Source organism: Providencia zhijiangensis (assembly GCF_030315915.2).
GTDB lineage: Bacteria > Pseudomonadota > Gammaproteobacteria > Enterobacterales > Enterobacteriaceae > Providencia > Providencia zhijiangensis.
The window spans coordinates 302567-323838 of the sequence record NZ_CP135990.1 but is presented as its reverse complement, the minus strand read 5'-3'; the positions used below and the strand labels follow the sequence as shown (position 1 = coordinate 323838).

Genomic DNA, 21272 nt, shown 5'->3' with positions numbered 1-21272 from the left:
TTTCTACCTTACTGTTCGTTATTCCAGCTGTGCGGTTGGCGATTTTCTCTTTGCATCTCTTTTTCGAAAAGTTCGTTGAGTTCACGCCGTGCCTCTTTAATACGTGAAATTTGCCCGCTGTCGCTGTTCTCGTTTTCAGGAATAATATCCCGTAGCATACGCATATCAAGCCGACGGAAATGCTGTTTCGCTCGATAAGCTTTGTGTGGATGCATTCCGGTGCTAATCAATGCTTTGCTTCCCATTTCTAACGCGCTTGAGAAGGTTTCACGGCTAAAATCCGTCACGCCGCTGTGTAGTAATTCGTGAGCTTCTAAGCGCCCTTTTGCACGCGCAATAATATGCAAATTCGGGAAGTTTTCTTGGCAAATACGCACAATTTCCATCACTTCTTCAGGAACGTTGCTGGTGATCACAATCGCTTTGGCTTTATCCGCTCCCGCTGAGCGTAGAAGTTGTAGCTCTCGCGCATCCCCATAATAGACGGTGTAACCGTAGCGGCGCATGGTACTAATCGCGGTAACATCTTGTTCAAGCACCGTAATATTCACTTTGTTCGCCATCAATAGACGACCAACCACCTGCCCCATTCGCCCAAATCCCACTAAAATCACATGAGGATTGGTATCTTCCACAAACGGTTTTTCGGTAGAGGTTGCTTGCTGATTATAACGGCGGTTGAGATACGCATCTATCAACTGCATCACAAGTGGCGTTGTCATCATCGATAGCGTCACCACTACCAACAATAAATCCATTTGTCGCTCATCAATCACGCTAGCACCGAATGCCGTGGCATAAATTACAAAGGCGAACTCACCACCTTGGCTAAGCACCCCAGAGAATTGCGCTCGAGCACCGGTGCGTAAACGCGCCACAAATCCCAATACATATAAGACAAGCGCTTTCACGGCGACCAGCACCAAAACTGCCAGTAAAACTTGAGGGAGATAAGCCCACAATACTTGTAAATTTAATGACATACCGACGGAGATGAAAAACAGCCCTAGCAGCAAGCCTTTAAACGGTTCAATATTAATCTCAAGTTCATGACGAAATTCCGTCTCAGCGAGCATCACCCCCGCCATAAACGTACCCAACGCCATTGAGAAGCCAAGGCTTTCCATAATCAACGCAGAACCCAGTACGACTAACAACGCCGCTGCGGTAAAAATTTCATGAACGCCCGATTTCGCTGCGAGCCTAAAGAGTGGACGTAATAAATAACGCCCGACAATCCATAATCCCGCAAACGCCACCACTTTCAATCCAATTTTGTACCAATCGCTGCTTCCCGTATCCCCTGCCAACAGCGGAATCAGCGCCATAATCGGGATTACCGCCATATCTTGGAACAGTAAAACAGAAAAACCGAGCTGCCCACTTTCTTGGTTGGACATCCCTTTTTCATTCATTAATTGCAGCGCCATAGCCGTTGAGGACATCGCCATTCCCAGCCCGCCAACCACAGCTGCCTGCCAAGAAAACTGAGCTAGAATCAAGATCCCAGCCATCAAAGCCGCGGTTACAACCACTTGAATGGTACCGACACCAAAAATCGATCGGCGCAGCTCCCACAATTTCGAGGGTTTCAGTTCCAACCCAATCAAAAACATTAAGAAGACAACACCCAGCTCCGAGAAATGCAGAATGTCATCCACATTGCGAATAAAGCCCAATACAAATGGACCAATCACAATCCCCGCCAATAAATAGCCTAATACCGCACCCAGTCGGATTTTTTGGGCAATCGGCACCATCACCACACCGGCGCATAAAAATATGATCACCGACTCAAATAGATTTAACTCATCCATTTGAAATATCTCTCGTATTGAGGGGTTGTCTCATCCATTGCTTATACTCTTCAACCATTTGCTGTAACTGTTGTGGGCTCTGCCGACGGGCAGAATAGATAATGTTCGGCTCCATCCAGTGCATATCACACATCAATGAGGTCAACTCAAATGGACGAAGGATTTCAGATAATGGATAACGATTATAGCCGCCATACTGGTAAGTTTCTTCTGGCTCCCCCGTGGTGATAATCGAGCGCCAATATTTGCCTTTCAGTTTTTGGTATCCTTGGTCTGTGGCAAATCGGCGAGTCAGAACTTGGTCAAACCACTCTTTTAATAGCGCGGGGCAACTATAAGTATACAGCGGGTGCTGAAATACAATGACATCATGCTGGCAAAGCAGCTTTTGTTCTGCGGTGACATCAATAAAATAATCGGGATATGTTGCGTATAAATCGTGGATAGTGACATTGTCAAAATCGCGCACTGCATTTAACAACAGACGATTAGCAACAGATTCATGGGGGTCTGGGTGAGCGTAGACCACGAGCACTTTTGGCGTATTTGACATCTTTCCCTCCTCAAAGGCGTGTCAGGCGGATAATTTTCCGTTACCATGCAGCCTGCTAAATGTACTTTAAGCTTAATATATTTCAGTAATAACTTTATTATTCGAATATATCTAACTCAATAATTTAACATATTTTCAATAGACGGTTTCTATGATTGTTTTCTCTTCATTACAAATTCGCCGAGGTGTACGTGTTCTGCTGGACAATGCAACTGCGACTATCAATCCGGGGCAAAAAGTCGGATTAGTGGGTAAAAACGGCTGCGGAAAATCCACATTGCTGGCACTGTTAAAGGGTGAATTGCAAGCGGAAGCAGGATCAGCAACCTTTCCAAGCAATTGGTCTATGGCGTGGGTGAACCAAGAAACTCCAGCCCTTGATGTACCTTGTATTGAGTATGTGATTGATGGCGATCGTGAGTTTCGCGCCTTAGAACATAAACTCCAACAGGCGAACGAAAAAAATGACGGTCACGCTATTGCCGTCATTCATGGGCAGTTAGATGCCATTGATGCGTGGACAATTCAGTCTCGTGCAGCGAGTTTGCTACATGGTCTTGGTTTTAGCCAAGCACAGCTACAGTCTCCGGTAAAATCATTCTCCGGAGGATGGCGTATGCGTCTAAACCTTGCGCAAGCCCTTCTGTGTCGTTCTGATTTACTACTTCTCGATGAACCGACGAACCATTTAGATTTAGATGCAGTGATTTGGTTGGAAAAATGGCTTAAAAGCTATTCTGGCACCCTAATTTTGATTTCCCATGATAGGGATTTCCTCGATCCAATCATCGACAAAGTGCTGCATATCGAACAAGAAACCATGTTCGAATACACGGGCAACTACTCTTCATTCGAACGCCAACGTGCTACTAAACTCGCTCAGCAACAAGCCTTGTATGAGAGCCAACAAGCTAAAGCCGCTCACTTACAAAGCTATATTGACCGCTTTAGAGTACAAGCCACCAAGGCAAAACAGGCACAAAGCCGAATTAAAATGCTCGAACGCATGGAGATGGTCGCCCCTGCCCATGTGGATAACCCATTCCATTTCTCATTCCGTCAACCTGAAAGCCTGCCGAATCCATTATTAAAAATGGAAAAAGTCAGTGCAGGTTACGGTGAAAAAGTGGTGCTGGAATCCATCAAATTGAATTTAGTTCCGGGTTCTCGCATTGGGTTACTGGGACGAAATGGTGCCGGTAAATCCACACTAATCAAAATGCTAGCAGGTGACTTACCTCCATTACACGGTGAAATCTCACTCGCCAAAGGGATCAAACTGGGGTATTTCGCCCAGCATCAATTAGAATATTTGCATGCGGATGAATCCCCGCTACAGCATCTTGCTCGCCTTGCACCTGAACAAACTGAACAGCAATTACGTGATTACCTTGGCGGCTTTGGTTTTAAAGGCGACCAAGTGACGGATCCTAGTGGACGTTTCTCTGGTGGGGAAAAAGCCCGCTTAGTATTAGCTCTGATTGTCTGGCAGCGCCCTAACTTACTGTTACTCGATGAGCCAACCAACCACTTAGATTTGGATATGCGCCAAGCACTAACCGAAGCGTTAATGGCTTTCGAAGGCGCATTGGTTGTGGTTTCCCATGATAGACACTTACTGCGCACCACCACGGATGAGCTGTATCTGGTTCATGGCGGAAAAGTGGAGCAATTTGATGGTGACCTCGAAGATTACCAACAATGGTTAGCTGAGCAGAACAAAATGGAGCTACAGCAAGCCCGCGATCTGCTTGATAAAGAAAAGCCAGCCAGCACGTCAACCGTGACGGCGCAAGATAGAAAAGACCAAAAACGCCGCGAAGCCGAGTTCCGTCAACTAACCCAACCTATCCGTAAAAAAATCACGGAGTTGGAAAAGAAAATGGAAAAACACTCTGCATCCTTAGCCGAGTTAGAGGCGAAATTATCCGATGCCGCTATTTATGAGCAAAATAAAAAAGCGGAGCTGACTGACTGTTTGAAAAAGCAGACTGAGCATAAATCAGCCCTTGAAGACGTTGAAATGGAATGGATGGATCTGCAAGAGCAGTTAGAAACCATGACCAATGAGTTTGAAGCAGGTTAATTCGTAATCGTTCTTCAATAATAACCCTTTATTAAGATCAGACTAATAAAGGGTTATTTCAATAAATGACCAAAAGAGATAATCATAATTAGAGATTTTAAGTTTAAGAATTTAATTACACATAAAAATCTTATTTATGGTTTCTTTAAAACATAATCCGAAGAGTTGACGTGTCATTAATAGAATTAAATATTAACATACCGTTAACCTAAAGCAGTTACAGCCACACAATCAAAGTGTAACACTAGAAATAACACTTATTCTTCAATGAATTAAAATCACAACAAAACGCACGAATTGCCATCTATTTTGTCGCTTAAATATCCCCATTATAATGAAGCCAATCCTACAAATTAATAATAAAAACCTATAAAGATAAGGCATTAGCACTTATCAAGATTCTATGGTTGGTGCAGCATGATTTATATCATTACGATGCTCTATGGCAGAGACACAGCGAAGAAATATTTCTGGTTTATTCTGGCGCTCACACTATTTGGTGTTCTGATTGGTGCCTGCTTTTTTCTATTACCTTTTTTTGCTGATCCCCATGAGTTTATGATTTTCCTCTGTATTCCAATTTTATTGGAAGCCATTCGCTCGTTTGTCTGTGCGATGTATTGCCAAGGTGCCACCCGAGGGCTCCGGATCAGCCGCGGGTTAGTGCTACTTTTTATGGTCTACATTGTCTTATTTTCTAAAATACATGCATGGGAAACGGTTCTCTCTGGGTTTATTACTGGCTTATATCTCATGGTCAGTGCTATCTGGAAAATGTCCAATAGCGTGGTTTTAAAATTTGAACGCTGGAAGTTGATGTTCACTGTCTCCATTATTGAATTTTCATTAGGTTTATGGAATTTCATTCCTTGGTCTTTTGACTATTCCTCTCGCCAAGTTTATTGGGATGTCGGCACGCTGATTATGATCTTCTCCCTCGACTCATTCTTTGTTTACTACTTTGTTGTGAGCAGCCAAATTTCGAATGTTAACCAGATGGTATTTACACGCAATGGTGACGCTTCAAACAGAGAACGCGGCACCTTACACGTATGGACAACGACCGGGCAACTGCCGTTATTTTTTAAAATTATCCAGCGTTATATTGTTTCCCGTAATTCATTGGGCGTGATTAGTACAGGGCATGTTGCTTTCGAACTGGATGAAATTTATATCAGCCACTACCCAGAGAAAGATATCGATCGCGATACAGCGCAATTTTTGCAGATATTAAAATCCACCGAGGAAAACAATGACACGGGCGTTTTTCAAATCAGCTATCTTGATGAAATGAAAATTGCGCCGCCATCAAACTTCAAATTAACCATTGAAGGGATCAGTAAAGAAAAGTTAGACGCATTCTGGCAAGAATACAGTAAAGACACGACCTACAATTTAACGAATCGCAATTGTTCAACCGTCGTTTCTTTGGCGCTAATAAAAAGTACCGAGGGATATTTTACTGAGAAAAAAGGCGGCTTCATGCTGCTGCTTAAATTGCTCTTTAGCCCTGAGCTTTGGGTCATGTCCCAACTCAGAAAACATGCAAGTATAATGACGTGGACACCGGGCATTGTTTTAGATTATTCCCGCGCCATGTCTGTTTTATTAAAAATGTAGCGTGCAGATGAGCAATCTATTGCCTCAAAATGAGTGGAGAACCGAGTATCGCTATAAATCCCATATGGATTTTAATCACGAAACTTCGGACGTCGCCATACATAATTTTCGCTCTTTTCAGTTTGCCGATAAGAATGAATACACTTGGGATACAAAGCATTACAACCTGTCTAACTTGCAAAGCGTAGACTTAGTTCAATCCCACTGGTCTGGTAAAATGATCGCCCATGTCTTTCTGAGCTTCGGTTTTACCAATGGGGACTATGTCTCTTTCTCTATCGAGACAAGGCGAAAAACACATCAACAATTTTCGGTTTGGAAGGGTTTTTTCTATAACTACGATATTATCTATGTAGTCGCTGATGAGCAGGATTTAATTGGTACTCGCGTTAATTTACGCAATGAGCAGGTCTATATTTATCCCTTAAATTTAGATAAGCCACTTATTACCGAACTGTTTCTCAATTATATGAGTAAACTTAATCAGCTCAAAGAGACCAATGAAAAATATCATTCTATGTGGAATAACTGCACAACCAGTATTTATAAAATTGCCAAGAAAACCTATCCTGATTTTAAATTTAACTGGAAACTGTTAGTCAGTGGCTACGCTTCTCAATATTGTCATCAATTAGGCTTTATTGAAGATAAGGATTATTTTAACAAGCAACAAATCCCATTGATCCAATTGATCAATAACCAGTTTTCTCAAGAAATACGTCGTTAATAATGAAAAAAGCTGCCAAACACTATAAAAAATAGCGCAGGCAGCTTTTAAATGTATGGAAAAAAAAGACTAATTAAACTTGACTAGACAGTACAAGAATAAAAAATATTAGGCTCATTTTATATACTTGTTATAGGGTACCGCTTCATACTTTCACACACATCACATGGTATTCGCCATCAATTTTTTCCGTACCTTCTGTTTCATGTTCAAAACCCGGAAACTCGCTATCCCACGCTTGTAAACTGCGTAAATAACCAATATGCGGGCTGTTGGTTTCACCAAAGCTTTCGCCGGATAACAACATTGGGATCCCCGGTGGATAAGGAATAATCGAGTTCGCTGCAATACGCCCAGCCAGCTTATCTAACGGCACAGCTTCAACGCGGTTCGCAACAATCTGTTGATAGGCATCACGTGGGCTCATCATGACATTGGGTAACTCTGAATAGGCTTGATTCAGCTGACTACCCGGATTATTGCGCTGCAAGTAAGCAAACATCTTATCTCCCAAGTCTCTCAGCCCCATCTCACCATAAATATCAGGCGCTACTTCCACCACTTCAGGTAACACTTTTTTCAGTTGCGTGTTGGCATCGTAGTGGCGTTTAAAGGAGAGCAATGCATTGACTAATGTGCCCCATTTCCCTTTGGTGATCCCCATAGAAAACAGGAACATAATTTGGAAATCGGTAGTACGGGTCGGCACAATACCATAGTGATTTAGCCATGCGGTCACGAGCGCCGCAGGAACACCGGAATCGAGCAGCTTGCCATCGTCCCCCATTCCCGGCGCCAAAATACTCACTTTGATAGGATCTAACATCGCCCAATCTGCGGGAATATTTTTGAAACCATGCCACGTATCTTCAGGGTTCATTACCCAACAGCTTTGCTCTTTCATCAGCAATTCAACAGGGGCAAACTCAAAATCGTAGCGCTCACTGGTTGCAGGATCCTTCACCGTTTCCTGATTCCACGGTTTGAAAAACCATTCGCCATCATTTTGGAACTCTTTGTACAGATAACCGAGTGATTGACGAAAGTCGATGGCTTCGCGGATCACTTCATCCGTTAATGAGCGCCCACTATTTCCATCCATCATATCTGCCGCAATATCGTTCGAAGCGCAAATGGCATACAACGGCGAGGTGGTTGCATGCATATGATAGGCTTGATTAAAGCGATTAAAATCAATGGCATTCCGGCCATTTCGAACATGAATGAACGAGGCTTGAGACAGCGCATTCAATAATTTATGGGTTGAGTGAGTAGCAAAAATGGTAGGGTCATCCTCTTTGCGCTCTTCATCACGCATCGCAAAATGGTCACGATAAATCGGGTTAAATCGCGCGTAACCGTACCATGCCTCATCAAAATGAATTCTATCGAGGGATTTATCCAATAGGTTTTGCACTTTACGCGCATTGTAGCAAACACCATCATAAGTGCAGTTTGTGACCACGCTATAGGCCGGCTTTTTACCGATTTTATCGGCAGTAAATGGATTGTCGGCGATCTTTTTCTGAATGGCTTCAGGGGACATTTCTGTGGGATAAATCGGTCCAATAATCCCATAACGGTTACGACTTGGGACCATATAAACAGGTTTTGCTCCCGTTAAAATCAAACCTTGTTCGATGGATTTATGGCAATTTCGGTCAATAACCACCACGTCGTCATCCGTCATGCAAGCTTGCATAATGGTACGGTTCGAACCCGAAGTCCCGACCACAACGGAATAGGATTGGTCAGCACCAAAAATCCGTGCAGCATTTTTCTCACACTCCCCAAATGCCCCAGTGTGGTCGAGCAACGAACCTACGGCAACTCGCTCAATGCCGATATCGGTACGGAATAAATTTTCACCAAAAAAGTCGTGATAAATACGCCCAGCTGGCGTTTTGGTAAAGCCGACACCCCCTTGATGCCCTGGGGCTGCCCATGAATGTTCGTGTACATCACTGTATTTAATCAAACTTTTCATTAATGGCGGGAGTAACTGCGCACGGTAACGGATGATAGCAGCGAGAACGCGTCCGGCAATAAAGTCCGCGGAGTCCTCTAAAATCCATGCAAATTCATCCACTTGCTCCATCATTTTTCGGTCAAATGCCACTAAGGCTTCTTCACGATCACTCAAGAGAAAAACGGGAACATCTTCTTGACGGCGATGAAGCTGGGTAATTAGCCGATGAGCTTGGGCTTGCTCTTCTTTATCGGACATATCTCGTCCGTAAAGCAAGCAGTCAATGCTGGTGTTTGAGCGAATATAGGCAAGACCGTCTTCAAAATCACGGATAATGACCGTTTCGACGTGTTCGTCATTCAGTTCGCTTGCCAGCCGTGCAACCGCATGGCTAATCACAGAATCTTCATCTGTTAGCTCGGTATAAACGATCAATGCCCTCATGGACTCTCCCTCAATGAATTGTTTTAAGCGAAATAATTCCTCCTTTAGTCTTAACGCAGATAAGATTATTTTGCAAAGTTATCGGGGTATTAACAGTTATTCATCAAGTTTATTAATCATCACTTTGGCATTCATCACCAATGCTTTCGCTTTATCTTCCCGTTTTTGTAACAACGCCATGAACAGTAAATCGGTCAGGGTATTTTGTGCCGTTCTTGAAGAAATTGATGAGCTGCGCCATTCGTTTTCTTCCGCCACACTTTCCATCATATAATCAGACATTTGAGCGAGTGGAGACTCTTTCGAGCGCGTGATAGCGATAACGCAAGCACCATTTTGATGCCCTATATTGGCGGCGGTGAGCATATCTTTACGCTTGCCAGAGAAGGAAATGACGATTTGCACATCTTTCGGCGTCAAGGTTAATGCTGCCGCAATTTGAACGTGATGATCAGGTTCCACGAGCGTAGTAATACCGATTTTCTGAAGCTTATAGCTTAAATCTTTCGCGGTGAGTCCTGAACCGCCAATGCCGACAATTTGCACACGCTGCGCATGGTCTATACGCTCAATAATTTTTTCAAACTGTTTGAAATCAAGACGTTTTGTGGTTTCTGTGATGGAATAATTTTTCTCTAATGCCAGCTTCTGCGCGACCACCATCAAGCTATCCGTTTGCGTAATACGGTTATGCAACGCACGGTGAGGCTCCCCCAACTCTTGCTGTTGGCGACCAATGATTTCACTTAGCGCCAATTTCAGCGCGGGGTACCCCTTTACACCTAGCTTTTGACTAAACTTCACTATAGCGGATTGGCTGATCCCCAACTGCTCCGCTAACTGTGAAGATGATAGTTTCAGCACGTTTTCCGGACTTTCCAAGATAAATTGTGCAATTTTACGTTGATTTTCCGCTAATCTCGGTAATAGGTACGTGATGGTATCGAGTAACGTCATAGTAGCCCTCAAGAAGATAAACCTTCATCGACAGAATAAATTTACAAATAAATTATTCCTTTAATAAAAACTCAATGCTTGGTAATTAATTATTTAAATTCAAATTACTATTAACTTACAGGGCAATAAATAACCAAATTTATTCGCTTATATTGACAAGGGAGAATAGATAGTACCGTGATGATTATCACATCAAAGGAATAAATAATTCCATAGCATACCCCTCATGATACGTTTAAGGAGTTATTACTATGTCGATTGATTTAAGCAAGATGGTCACGGAAAGCCGTAACGAAGCCAGTACCCACATTGACCAATTATCTACCATTGAAATGCTTCAAGTAATCAACAATGAAGATAAAAAAGTCCCTTTGGCTGTCGAAAAAACCTTACCGCAAATTGCAGAATTGGTCGATAAAGTTGCGGCAGCTTTCCAACAAGGTGGACGTCTGATTTATTCCGGTGCGGGTACTTCGGGACGTTTAGGGATCCTCGATGCCAGTGAGTGCCCACCTACCTATGGAACCCCTCATGAACAAGTTATTGGGCTGATTGCTGGTGGTCACCAAGCCATCTTCCGTGCGGTTGAAAATGCGGAAGATAAACCCGAGTTAGGGGAGCAAGACTTAAAGAACATCGATTTTAATCAAAAAGATATTTTAGTTGGGATCGCCGCCAGTGGCCGCACGCCTTATGTTCTGGGTGCCATGAAATATGCACGCTCCTTAGGTGCAACCGTTGCCTCAATTAGCTGTAACCCTGATAGCCCTGTCTCCCAAGCCGCTGACATTGCCATCACTCCGATTGTGGGTGCTGAAGTTGTCACTGGCTCTTCGCGCATGAAAGCGGGAACCGCACAAAAACTGATTTTAAATATGATCACCACAGGGGCGATGATCCGCATCGGTAAAGTCTTTGGCAATTTAATGGTCGATGTGGAAGCGACTAACGCTAAGCTCATTGAGCGCCAGACTAAGATTGTGATGGAAGCAACCGAATGCGACCGCCAAAGTGCAGAATCTGCATTACAACAATGTGATAGACACTGTAAGACCGCGATTTTGATGATTTTATCTGGCTTAAATGCGGATGAAGCTCGTCAATTACTCGCTAAAAATCATGGCTTTATTCGCACTGCCCTCAACATCGCAAAATCCGCCTAATTGGCGGATCTCAATGAGAGAAACAGTATGGCTAAAATAACAAATGAAATGATACAGCAGATCCTGCAACACGTGGGTGGTGGTCGCAATATCAAGCAGTGCGGTAACTGCATGACGCGTTTACGACTCACCTTACATGATGACCAGTTTATCGATAAAACCGAAATCAAAAAAATCCCCGGGGTACTGGGCGTACTAGAAAGTGACGACCAACTGCAAATTGTTTTGGGCCCTGGAAAAGCCCAAGCCGCCGCGGATTTAATGAAGCAAATGCTAGAAAATGGCGAAGTGGATGAAACTCATGACTCTACCGCGACCCAAGATCTGAAAGAGATTGCTTCAGCCAATAAACAGCAGCTGAAGAAAAAACAAACCAGCGCCGTTCATCGCTTTTTATCTAAATTTGCGACTATTTTTACCCCATTAATTCCGGGCTTTATCGGCGCGGGTCTCTTAATGGGCTTGGCGTCATTACTCACATTATTATCAGCGAACCAAAATTTATTCCCTGCGGATTCAACCCAGCTTGCCCACCTCAAAAGCTTAATTGCGTATATGAGTGTATTCGGTAAAGGGTTATTCACCTTTATGGGATTGTTGATTGGTTATAACGCCCAAAAAGCGTTTGGGGGAAGTGGCGTTAACGGTGCCATTATCGCTGCGCTGTTTATTTTAGGTTACGACCCGGCGGCCACTAAAGGCTTCTATTCTGGTATGACAGACTTCTTTGGTTGGTATATCGACCCGAGAGGCAACATTATCGGGATCCTAATTGCCTGTATTTTTGGTGCTTGGGTTGAAAAACAAGTGCGCAAAATCATTCCGGCCAGTTTGGATATTATTTTAACCTCAACGATTACGCTGTTAATCGTCGGCGCTGCGACCTTTGTCTTCATCATGCCTATTGGCGTCTGGTTATTCGAAGGAATGTCTTGGCTATTCATGCACTTAAACGGAAACCCTATCGGCACAGCCGTCTTAGCGGGTCTGTTCCTGATTGCGGTAATGTTCGGTGTCCACCAAGGCTTTATTCCAGTGTATGTCGCGTTAGTTGAAGCGCAAGGGTTTAACTCGTTATTCCCAATCTTAGCGATGGCAGGTGCGGGTCAAGTGGGTGCGGCACTGGCACTGTATGTGAAGGCGAAGAAAGGCTCTGTTACCCGCAGTCAAATTGGCGGTGCACTCTTCCCCGGCTTCTTAGGTATTGGTGAACCATTGATTTACGGGGTGACGTTACCACGAGTGAAGCCGTTTGTAACCGCCTGTTTAGGTGGCGCGGCCGGTGGTTTCTTTATCGGAGCGGTCGCGTGGATGGGTCTACCTGTTGGGTTAAATACCGTATTCGGTCCTTCAGGGTTAATCGCGATTCCGTTGATGACGTCAGACCAAGGCGTGCTTCCTGCAATGGCGGTGTATGCCGGCGGTGTCTTAGTCTCTTATCTGTGCGGGTTTATTTTCACCTATCTGTTCGGTAGTAAAAATGTCGATTTAGACTAGAGAATAACGTGGATTGAAAAGCAAAAAAGGCACCTTAGGTGCCTTTTTTCTGCGTGAAAAACTCACTCCAACCAAATTAGCGGCACACACGCGGCGGTCAGTATCCCCATCACAAGGTTGAAAATAAACCATGCACGACGACTACGTAAGAAAACCCCAATCAAAGAACCAAAACCCATCCAAATCAAGCCCGCGACAAAATTCACAATCACAAAAGCGATGCTCATCACAATGATGGACTGAGTAAATAACTCGCCTGGAAGACTAAAACTCCCTACTGCGCCGAGCCCCATCATCCATGCTTTTGGGTTTAAGAACTGCAATAATCCACCTTGAAACCAAGTGACGCTTTTAGAGGCTTTGCTGTCTGTTTTGAGTGGCTCGTAGCTGGCGGTAGCGGTTTTCCATGCTAGCCATAATAAATAAACGCTACCAATGATTTTCAGCACAATATAAATTGCAGGATATAATAGTAATAGCGCGGCAACACCGAATGCAGACAAATATAAAATTGACTGCATGCCCAGCATTATTCCTAATAATAATCCGATACTGCGACGAAAGCCGTAGTTAGCGGCACAAGAGGTCAACAACATGTTATTAGGGCCGGGCGTGACTGCTGCAATGAATAAAAACGTAAAAAGCGAAAAAATTAGCCCCAGAGTCATTTATACTATGTTCCTCAACCTAAATTTGTTTCTAGATTTGTTTACTTGCATCACAGAAAAATAACAGTATGTTATGTGACTCACAAGCGTCCCACTAAATAAAAAATAAGGCCATGTCAGAAAATTTCCACCCAATGAGTTGGGCAAAGAACCCACACCTCCAAACCTTATTGCCAAGGATCTTTCGTCGTACCCCGAAAATTATCCCAACATGGCAGCGATTAGAATTGCCTGATGGTGATTTTATCGATCTTGCTTGGAGTGAAAACCCAGAACAAGCGAGAAAAAAGCCTCGTTTAGTGATTTTTCATGGGTTGGAAGGAAATTTTAAAAGCCCCTATGCCCACGGGATGTTAGAAAGTGCCCAAAAGCAAGGGTGGCTCGGCGTGATCATGCATTTTAGAGGATGCAGCGGTGAACCTAACCGTCAAAAACGTATTTACCATTCTGGTGAAACCAGCGATGCGCGCTATTTTTTACATTGGCTAAAACAGACATGGGGTGATGCCCCCACCGCCGCGGTAGGCTATTCCCTTGGCGGTAATATGCTCGCCTGTTATTTAGCTGAAAATGGTGAGAATGCTGAATTAGATGCCGGCGTCGTTGTCTCGGCCCCATTAATGCTTGAAGCCTGCTCCATGAAAATGGAGAAAGGAATTTCTCAGCTCTATCAACGTTACCTATTAAATGGATTGAAACGTAACGCTACCCGCAAACTGGTGCGCTATCCCGGTTCACTTCCTCTTAATTTGTTGCAGCTTAAACAGTTAAAACGCATTCGTGAATTTGATGATGTGATCACCGCACGTATTCATGGTTTTGATGATGCTGCGGATTATTATCAAAAATGCAGCGCGCTACCTAAGTTATCTCAGATTACTAAGCCAACCCTGATTATTCACGCAAAAGACGACCCGTTTATGGCGCCCGAAGTCGTGCCTGATTTAAGTCATTTACCCGAAAATATTGAATACCAAATGACGGAACATGGTGGACACGTCGGCTTTGTCGGCGGTAGTTTTAGAAAGCCACAAATGTGGTTAGAAACTCGTATTCCTCTGTGGCTAACAGCGTATTTGAATGAGCAAAAATCATGATTATTCCGTGGAAAGACCTCGCTCCTGAAACGCTCGAAAACCTTATCGAGAGTTATGTTTTACGCGAAGGAACCGATTACGGCGTTCACGAAAAAAGCTTGCAGGACAAAGTGAATGATGTGAAACGGCAGTTAGTTTCTGGCGAAATTGTGCTAGTCTGGTCTGAGTTACATGAATCGGTAAATTTCATGCCTAATAACCAGTTTCGCCCGTAGCGCTGTTTCTCAAAAATAGTGGTCATGGCGTAAAACAGGGAGTCCACTATGTCGAAGAAGCATCCGATTATTGCAGTGACGGGTTCGAGTGGCGCAGGAACAACCTCAACGAGCCAAGCTTTTCGTAAAATTTTCCATCAATTAAATATCCGCCCAGCCACCCTTGAGGGGGATAGTTTTCATCGTTATACCCGCCCTGAAATGGATATGGCTATTCGTAAAGCCCGCGAGCAAGGGCGCCATATCAGCTATTTCGGCCCTGAGGCCAACGATTTTTCTCTACTTGAACAGACGCTAATTGACTATGCTAAAACTGGCAGCGGTCAATCTCGAAAATATTTACATACTTACGATGAAGCGGTGCCCTATGGCCTGCAACCTGGCACGTTTACCCCGTGGGAATCGCTACCAGCCAATACCGATGTGCTGTTTTATGAAGGATTACATGGCGGAGTAGTTACCCCAGAGCACGATGTTGCACAACATGTTGATTTGCTTGTGGGTGTAGTGCCAATTGTTAACCTTGAATGGATCCAAAAACTCATCCGCGATACCACCGAGCGAGGACATTCCCGTGAAGCGGTGATGGATTCCGTTGTACGTTCGATGGGGGATTATATTAACTATATTACGCCGCAGTTTTCTCGTACCCATATTAACTTCCAACGAGTTCCTACCGTTGACACCTCTAACCCTTTCTCTGCCAAAGCAATACCTTCACAGGACGAAAGTTTTATCGTTATTCGCTTTAGAGGATTAGAGCAGATCGATTTCCCTTATTTATTATCCATGTTAAATGGCTCGTTTATTTCAGCGATGAATACCATTGTGGTACCCGGTGGGAAATTAGGACTCGCGATGGAACTTATTATGATGCCATTAGTGGAAAAATTAATGAAACAGCGAAATGGGTAGTTTGAGATTCTCATTAAAGAGATAAATAACAAGATGCTTATCTTAATTATCGATAAGCATCTTAATAGCAAGAAAACAATTACAGCGTTTTAATTTCGAAGCTATGAGTCACGTTAACCGTTTTCTCTAACATGATAGCAACGGAACAATATTTTTCTGCAGAAAGTTGAACCGCACGCTCCACCACTTTGTCCGTTAATTCACGTCCCGTCACAATAAAGTGCAGGTTGATGTCCGTAAAATAGCGCGGAGCTTCTTCACGACGCTGCGAAGTTAATTTTACTTCACAATCAACAATATCCTGACGACCTTTTTGCAGAATAGAAACCACATCAATCGCACTGCATCCGCCTGCTGCCATTAGAACCATTTCCATCGGACTCGGTGCTTTATCTCCAGCATTGCCATCCATCATAACTTGATGACCCGATGCCGACTCACCTAAAAAAGAGAGCCCTTCAACCCACTTTACGCGTGCTTCCATTTTTATTCCTCTCGAAAATAGTGATATTTATCGTCACATTGTTCCATATATCTAGACAATGTTATATCAGCATTATTAGGCTGAAGCGATACAGGGGAGACTTTCTACATTGGATATGATACAAACAATGGTTAGTTGATAGGATTAAGATCAATACTCAACGATTTAATTGATTATATTATACAATTGATATTAATTTGCATTGGCCTAGGGCGATATTAATAATAGGCATCAATGTGACTTAATATGCTAAGCTTGACACTTTAAAGTCAGCCTTTCCCTACTTTTCGAAAGGTTGCAATAACATACAGAGGATAACGCTAATGGTTCTCGGCAAGCCACAAACAGACCCTACTCTTGAATGGTTTTTGTCACACTGCCATATTCATAAGTATCCATCCAAGAGCACTCTGATCCATCAGGGTGAAAAAGCAGAAACCCTTTACTACATTGTTAAAGGCTCAGTGGCTGTTTTAATCAAAGATGAAGAAGGCAAGGAAATGATTCTCTCTTATTTAAATCAGGGAGATTTCATTGGCGAACTTGGGTTATTTGAAGAAGGGCAAGAACGTACTGCGTGGGTTCGCGCGAAAGTTGCTTGCGAAGTCGCGGAAATTTCTTACAAAAAATTCCGTCAGCTGATTCAAGTCAATCCAGATATCCTGATGCGCCTTTCCGCGCAAATGGCAAGTCGTTTGCAAACCACGTCCGAAAAAGTGGGTAACCTTGCATTCTTAGATGTTACTGGTCGTATTGCTCAAACATTATTGAATTTAGCTAAACAACCTGATGCAATGACTCACCCAGACGGTATGCAAATCAAAATTACTCGTCAGGAAATCGGTCAAATCGTAGGTTGTTCTCGCGAAACTGTCGGTCGTATTTTAAAGATGCTGGAAGATCAAAACTTAATCTCCGCACACGGCAAAACGATTGTTGTTTACGGCACTCGCTGATTCACCTTTCAGCCTCACCCTTCTTGGTGAGGCTTCGATATTGAAATAGCTTTATACTTTACGTACAAAGCTATTTTTCTTACTTAGGATCCTTTATTTCCCCCTCTCATCTATATACTCTCATTGATGAGTATCGTTTCTTTATATAATTATAGTTAATTGTCAAACTAATATAGTGGTAACTAAACCATTATTAAGAGTTGACAACACGATGATTAAAAATATCAATCCAAGAAGCGAAAGTATCATTAATATCAATGATAATAAAACCATAACCACTTCATCATTATCTAATCAAATAAAAAAAGCCATTAATATTGGTTCATGCATACCCGATAATAATCACCTATCTAATTTACATTATCAAAAAAAGCATTTCGCCGTATTGACTTGTCATTTTGAGCCAAGTGAACAAAAAGAAATTAATCTAATTAAATACTCGCCTCCAGTAGAGAAAATAACACTTCCCTATAAATACCATGAGGCTATTGAAGCTAATGGCCATTTTTTAATTCTTAAATCCCCACGTATTTTCAACCATTCCGTCTCAATAAAAAATGAGCCAATTATTAATGAAAAACAGGATACTGAACTAATGCTAATTGATAAAACAAGTGCTACAGAAACTAACGTTTTTAAAGAATTTAATTTAAAACGTTCATCAAACCGATTCTCAAATTTGATTTTAGAAATAAAATCGACTCATGAAAAAGGTATTCGTTATTTAAAAAGTATATTTAATAAAAATAAGAATGAAAAATTTTGTGTTACTTTTAAAAAGGGAATTGAGATCCCAATAAAACATGAAAAAACAAGATCAAGTGAAGTAATCACTTATCAGAACACTGCATCGACTCAGAAGATTGAGAACAACCTTAGCACTCTAAAATCATCACAAGCTAAATTAGCTGAACAGCTAAAAAAAATAGAGACAGACAAAGAGAATGAAATAAAAGCAGGTGAAGAGAGAATAAGAAAAGAAGCTGAATCAAGTATGATACAGAAAGCTTCTATTTCGAAAATAAAAGATGAGAATAAAGCAAAGAGCAGTGATACCGAATTTGAGTTCAATGAGGAATTAGAGTGGAATGATGATACCAATCATATTCAAGATAGTTTACAAAAAAGAATCACCGACCGTCTTGTTAGCTTAGCAATTCCATCAACTCGTCAGCTCGATAAATTACTTGTCGATGAGACTGACATGAAGTCAATAAATCGGCACTTAGAAAATATGGATTCACTGAACAAGATAGAAAATCAGCTATATTCTAGCAATGAAAGCTTAAATTCTAACTCATCAAGCCATTATTCAAATAATTCTAGTGACTCTGGATATTTATCAGAAAACACAAAAGCACAGAAAAAAATAGAAACAGGCTCCACTAAACTGAAAGATAATAACTCGAACCATGCCACGCATAATAAAAATGATAAAGTATTACCTAGAAGAAATATAAAAGTAAAACCAACCGTGAGAACATATCAATTTAATGGGGAAATATACCAAACTAAAACATCAATGCTAAGAGCTAAACATAATAGTAAAAAATATCAGTTTCCACTAAATGGAAACTCACCAGAAATAGCATCAAATCAAGGAAAACCCGATACTAGAAAATTAGATGCGCTGTTGAAAAAAACGCAAGAAACCCTTCATAGTCTAAATAGTCTAAATAGTCTAAGCGAGCAAATATCCAAAGAAGAAGTACATTCTGCGCAGATTAAAACAAAATTAGCTAAGCTTAATAACAAGTAACAACTTGAATAATAGTTCAGTGACAGAGGCAAATTTGCCTCTGTCACTATAAAAAGACAATTAAACCAGCAGTTTGCTAATTGCAGTTTCCAATTTCGCCATCCCGCTATTAATTTCATTTTCAGAAATAATCAGCGATGGAGTAAAGCGTAATACATTCGTGCCCGCATTAAGCATCATCAGCCCTTCTGCAGCACAAGCTTGTAGAATATCTTTTGAGCGATTCAGCAATTTGCCATTCAGCTCTGCACCGATTAATAAGCCCATTCCGCGAATTTCAGCGAAAATTCCATATTGGTCATTGAGCTTGTTTAAATGAGCGACAAATAACTCACGACGTTTAGCAACACCATCAAGGACTTCATCGGTATTGATAATATCGAAAGCAGCATTGCCTACCGCACATGCCAATGGATTGCCCCCGTAGGTGGTTCCGTGAGATCCTACCTCCATTGTTTTCGCAATTTCAGCAGTTGTGATCATCGCACTGATAGGGAAACCGCCTCCGAGCGCTTTTGCAGTGGTTAAAATATCGGGAGTGACATCGTAGTGCATATAAGAGAACAATTTCCCCGTACGCCCCATTCCACTTTGCACTTCATCAAAAATAAGTAATGCATTATTTTCATCGCAAAGTTTACGAACTCCTTGCAGAAATTCTGATGTTGCTGGGGTTACCCCGCCTTCCCCTTGAACTGGCTCCAAAACCACTGCACAGGTATTTTCATCGATCACGGCTTTAACGGCATCAAGGTCATTAAAAGGCACATGAATAATATCCGCAGGTTTTGGGCCGAATCCATCGGCATATTTCGCTTGTCCGCCAACTGAGACAGTAAATAATGTTCTGCCGTGGAATGCTTGCTTGAATGCAATGATCTTCGTTTTATACGGGCTATACTTGGTGATGGCATAACGACGCGCTAGCTTGAATGCGGCTTCATTCGCTTCAGACCCTGAGTTCACAAAGAATGCACGATCCGCAAACGTTGCTTTCGTTAATTTTTGGGCCAGTGTTAACGCCTGTTCATTGGTAAAAACATTGCTCACATGCCAAAGTTTTTCGCTTTGTTCACGTACAGCCGCAACGAGGCTTGGATGGCAATGACCTAGCGCTAAAACCGCGATCCCGCCTGCGAAATCAATATATTCTTTACCTTGCTGATCCCAAACGCGGCTGCCTTCGCCTTTAACTGGAATAAATTCAGCTGGCGAAAAAATAGGTAACATGACCTGATCAAAAGTCTGCCGATTGACTGCGTGTTGTTCTGACATACCCCTCACCTGCTCTTTATCGAATGCTTAAGTGAAAATATAAGCATCAAATATGAATAAAAAATCAATAAAGAGCAATAGGGAAGGGTAAAATATGCATAATTAATTTTGCTATTCGCGAAAATCAACCACTAATACTTGAGAAAATTACTCAACAGCTCATGACCTTGTTCGCTGAGAATACTTTCAGGGTGGAATTGGACCCCTTCAATGGGCAGGGTTTTATGGCGGATCCCCATAATTTCATCGATATCCCCATTATTCAGTGACCACGCGGAGACATCAAAAGAGGCGGGTAGCGTTTCTGCTGCAATCACTAAAGAGTGATAGCGAGTCACGGTTAAAGGTCGATTAAGCCCTTTAAATACCCCTTGATGGTTATGATGGATAGATGATGTTTTTCCGTGCATCACTTCACGCGCTTTTACAACAGACGCGCCAAATGCTTGCCCGATAGCTTGATGCCCTAGGCAGATACCCAAAATAGGTAATTTTCCGGCGAAATATTTTATCGCTTCCAACGAAATTCCCGCCTCATCAGGCGTGCAAGGACCCGGTGAAATGACCAAATGGGTTGGAGCCAGTTGTTCAATTTCTTCAATGGTAATTTCGTCATTACGTTTCACCAGCACTTCCGCCCCTAGTTCGCAGAAATATTGGTATAAGTTGTATGTAAATGAATCGTAATTATCAATAAGTAAAAGCATAGTAGCCTATCCGACTGATTTTTATCATTATAAGTTTTTTTGTTTATGCATAATTCGTGGTGGTTAGCAATTAGAACGCGTCCCAAAAACCATAAATTATCACAAAGGGCGGCTATCATAGCACAGCCAAGACAGGAAAATAGCCTATTTACGTCAAGTAACCCACTTTCAGTACAAAATTTCCATATAAAAATCATGGGATTATATTCACAAGAATATAACAACATTCAAAATTTGATAATAAATACTTTAAATACAATGGAGTAAAATAGAAACAATCATACTAATAAAAAAACAATCAAACGCATGAGTGATGATGAAATAGAAGTGAGTTGGGATGACCTATAATGGAAATAATTTAAG

18 protein-coding genes are annotated in these 21272 nt (G+C 42.2%); 10 read left to right on the top strand and 8 right to left on the bottom strand.

Translation table 11 applies throughout. The features are described 5' to 3' along the window. Nucleotides 1–8 precede the first annotated feature (8 nt). Nucleotides 9–1817, bottom strand: coding sequence for a glutathione-regulated potassium-efflux system protein KefB (gene kefB, locus QS795_RS01455; protein ID WP_181477890.1), 1809 nt, complete (start codon nt 1815–1817; stop codon nt 9–11). After that, nucleotides 1810–2370, bottom strand: coding sequence for a glutathione-regulated potassium-efflux system ancillary protein KefG (kefG, locus tag QS795_RS01450; RefSeq protein WP_318626761.1), 561 nt, complete (start codon nt 2368–2370; stop codon nt 1810–1812). The genes kefB and kefG overlap by 8 nt, the downstream gene beginning before the upstream one ends. A 151-nt stretch (nt 2371–2521) precedes the next feature. Between kefG and QS795_RS01445 the strand changes: the two genes are divergently transcribed. From QS795_RS01445 to QS795_RS01435, 3 genes are all read left to right on the top strand, one after another. Continuing rightward, nucleotides 2522–4456 carry an ABC transporter ATP-binding protein gene (locus tag QS795_RS01445; RefSeq protein ID WP_286272683.1) on the top strand — a complete coding sequence of 645 codons (1935 nt, stop codon included), beginning with the start codon at nt 2522–2524 and terminating at the stop codon, nt 4454–4456. A 417-nt stretch (nt 4457–4873) separates the two neighbouring features. Next, nucleotides 4874–6076, top strand: coding sequence for a peptidase (locus QS795_RS01440; RefSeq protein WP_286272686.1), 1203 nt, complete (start codon nt 4874–4876; stop codon nt 6074–6076). 7 nt (nt 6077–6083) lie between these two features. Continuing rightward, nucleotides 6084–6803, top strand: a complete 720-nt coding sequence (locus QS795_RS01435) for an Lnb N-terminal periplasmic domain-containing protein (RefSeq protein WP_286272688.1) — start codon at nt 6084–6086, stop codon at nt 6801–6803. A 145-nt stretch (nt 6804–6948) separates the two neighbouring features. Here QS795_RS01435 and adiA read toward each other — a convergent pair whose 3' ends face one another. Together adiA and QS795_RS01425 are read right to left on the bottom strand one after the other, a co-directional pair. Next, nucleotides 6949–9216 carry an arginine decarboxylase gene (adiA, locus tag QS795_RS01430; RefSeq protein WP_318626758.1) on the bottom strand — a complete coding sequence of 756 codons (2268 nt, stop codon included), beginning with the start codon at nt 9214–9216 and terminating at the stop codon, nt 6949–6951. Nucleotides 9217–9312: 96 nt separating this feature from the next. Beyond that, a complete protein-coding gene (locus tag QS795_RS01425) occupies nt 9313–10173 on the bottom strand; it encodes a MurR/RpiR family transcriptional regulator (protein ID WP_286272692.1) in 861 nt (286 codons plus the stop codon). Nucleotides 10174–10424: 251 nt separating this feature from the next. Here QS795_RS01425 and murQ point away from each other — a divergent pair, with 251 nt between their 5' ends. After that, on the top strand, nt 10425–11336 hold the full coding sequence (gene murQ / locus QS795_RS01420; RefSeq protein ID WP_286272694.1) for an N-acetylmuramic acid 6-phosphate etherase: 912 nt from the start codon (nt 10425–10427) through the stop codon (nt 11334–11336). 27 nt (nt 11337–11363) lie between these two features. After that, nucleotides 11364–12833, top strand: a complete 1470-nt coding sequence (gene murP, locus QS795_RS01415; RefSeq protein ID WP_286272696.1) for a PTS N-acetylmuramic acid transporter subunit IIBC — start codon at nt 11364–11366, stop codon at nt 12831–12833. A gap of 62 nt (nt 12834–12895) precedes the next feature. Here the strand turns inward: murP and QS795_RS01410 are convergent, their stop codons facing one another. Further along, the gene (locus QS795_RS01410) at nt 12896–13501 is read right to left on the bottom strand and encodes a LysE family translocator (protein WP_318626755.1); all 606 of its coding nucleotides are present in this window, start codon (nt 13499–13501) and stop codon (nt 12896–12898) included. Between the two features lie 113 nt (nt 13502–13614). On the opposite strand from QS795_RS01410, the gene QS795_RS01405 reads away from it, so the two are divergent. From QS795_RS01405 to QS795_RS01395, 3 genes are read left to right on the top strand one after another with little or no spacing between them, the layout of a single operon-like run. Continuing rightward, nucleotides 13615–14598, top strand: coding sequence for a hydrolase (locus QS795_RS01405; protein ID WP_318626754.1), 984 nt, complete (start codon nt 13615–13617; stop codon nt 14596–14598). Then, entirely contained in the window at nt 14595–14813 is a 219-nt protein-coding gene (locus QS795_RS01400) for a YheU family protein (protein ID WP_108478754.1), read from the top strand. Before QS795_RS01405 ends, QS795_RS01400 begins: the two co-directional genes overlap by 4 nt. 48 nt (nt 14814–14861) lie before the next feature. Then, a complete protein-coding gene (locus QS795_RS01395) occupies nt 14862–15728 on the top strand; it encodes a phosphoribulokinase (RefSeq protein ID WP_154626512.1) in 867 nt (288 codons plus the stop codon). A gap of 79 nt (nt 15729–15807) precedes the next feature. Here the strand turns inward: QS795_RS01395 and QS795_RS01390 are convergent, their stop codons facing one another. Beyond that, a complete protein-coding gene (locus QS795_RS01390; RefSeq protein ID WP_154602321.1) occupies nt 15808–16212 on the bottom strand; it encodes an OsmC family protein in 405 nt (134 codons plus the stop codon). Between the two features lie 323 nt (nt 16213–16535). On the opposite strand from QS795_RS01390, the gene crp reads away from it, so the two are divergent. Together crp and QS795_RS01380 are read left to right on the top strand one after the other, a co-directional pair. Beyond that, nucleotides 16536–17168 carry a cAMP-activated global transcriptional regulator CRP gene (gene crp / locus QS795_RS01385; protein ID WP_006813718.1) on the top strand — a complete coding sequence of 211 codons (633 nt, stop codon included), beginning with the start codon at nt 16536–16538 and terminating at the stop codon, nt 17166–17168. Nucleotides 17169–17379: 211 nt separating this feature from the next. Next, the gene (locus tag QS795_RS01380; RefSeq protein ID WP_286272700.1) at nt 17380–18927 is read left to right on the top strand and encodes a hypothetical protein; all 1548 of its coding nucleotides are present in this window, start codon (nt 17380–17382) and stop codon (nt 18925–18927) included. A 60-nt stretch (nt 18928–18987) separates the two neighbouring features. On the opposite strand, the gene QS795_RS01375 is transcribed toward QS795_RS01380, so the two are convergent. Then, nucleotides 18988–20202 (bottom strand): aspartate aminotransferase family protein, encoded by a 1215-nt coding sequence (locus QS795_RS01375; RefSeq protein WP_286272702.1) that lies wholly within the window; start codon nt 20200–20202, stop codon nt 18988–18990. Nucleotides 20203–20333: 131 nt separating this feature from the next. Further along, complete coding sequence (locus tag QS795_RS01370) at nt 20334–20909, bottom strand: aminodeoxychorismate synthase component II (RefSeq protein WP_154602318.1); 576 nt, start codon at nt 20907–20909, stop codon at nt 20334–20336. Between the last annotated feature and the right edge of the window lie 363 nt (nt 20910–21272).

Coding starts and splice junctions, on each gene's coding strand:
- crp (WP_006813718.1), top strand. CDS start 16,536: ATGGTTCTCGGCAAGCCACAAACAGACCCTACTCTTGAATGGTTTTTG.
- QS795_RS01380 (WP_286272700.1), top strand. CDS start 17,380: ATGATTAAAAATATCAATCCAAGAAGCGAAAGTATCATTAATATCAAT.
- QS795_RS01375 (WP_286272702.1), bottom strand. CDS start 20,202: ATGTCAGAACAACACGCAGTCAATCGGCAGACTTTTGATCAGGTCATG.
- kefB (WP_181477890.1), bottom strand. CDS start 1,817: ATGGATGAGTTAAATCTATTTGAGTCGGTGATCATATTTTTATGCGCC.
- QS795_RS01390 (WP_154602321.1), bottom strand. CDS start 16,212: ATGGAAGCACGCGTAAAGTGGGTTGAAGGGCTCTCTTTTTTAGGTGAG.
- QS795_RS01425 (WP_286272692.1), bottom strand. CDS start 10,173: ATGACGTTACTCGATACCATCACGTACCTATTACCGAGATTAGCGGAA.
- QS795_RS01410 (WP_318626755.1), bottom strand. CDS start 13,501: ATGACTCTGGGGCTAATTTTTTCGCTTTTTACGTTTTTATTCATTGCA.
- murP (WP_286272696.1), top strand. CDS start 11,364: ATGGCTAAAATAACAAATGAAATGATACAGCAGATCCTGCAACACGTG.
- QS795_RS01440 (WP_286272686.1), top strand. CDS start 4,874: ATGATTTATATCATTACGATGCTCTATGGCAGAGACACAGCGAAGAAA.
- kefG (WP_318626761.1), bottom strand. CDS start 2,370: ATGTCAAATACGCCAAAAGTGCTCGTGGTCTACGCTCACCCAGACCCC.
- QS795_RS01445 (WP_286272683.1), top strand. CDS start 2,522: ATGATTGTTTTCTCTTCATTACAAATTCGCCGAGGTGTACGTGTTCTG.
- QS795_RS01395 (WP_154626512.1), top strand. CDS start 14,862: ATGTCGAAGAAGCATCCGATTATTGCAGTGACGGGTTCGAGTGGCGCA.
- murQ (WP_286272694.1), top strand. CDS start 10,425: ATGTCGATTGATTTAAGCAAGATGGTCACGGAAAGCCGTAACGAAGCC.
- adiA (WP_318626758.1), bottom strand. CDS start 9,216: ATGAGGGCATTGATCGTTTATACCGAGCTAACAGATGAAGATTCTGTG.
- QS795_RS01400 (WP_108478754.1), top strand. CDS start 14,595: ATGATTATTCCGTGGAAAGACCTCGCTCCTGAAACGCTCGAAAACCTT.
- QS795_RS01405 (WP_318626754.1), top strand. CDS start 13,615: ATGTCAGAAAATTTCCACCCAATGAGTTGGGCAAAGAACCCACACCTC.
- QS795_RS01435 (WP_286272688.1), top strand. CDS start 6,084: ATGAGCAATCTATTGCCTCAAAATGAGTGGAGAACCGAGTATCGCTAT.
- QS795_RS01370 (WP_154602318.1), bottom strand. CDS start 20,909: ATGCTTTTACTTATTGATAATTACGATTCATTTACATACAACTTATAC.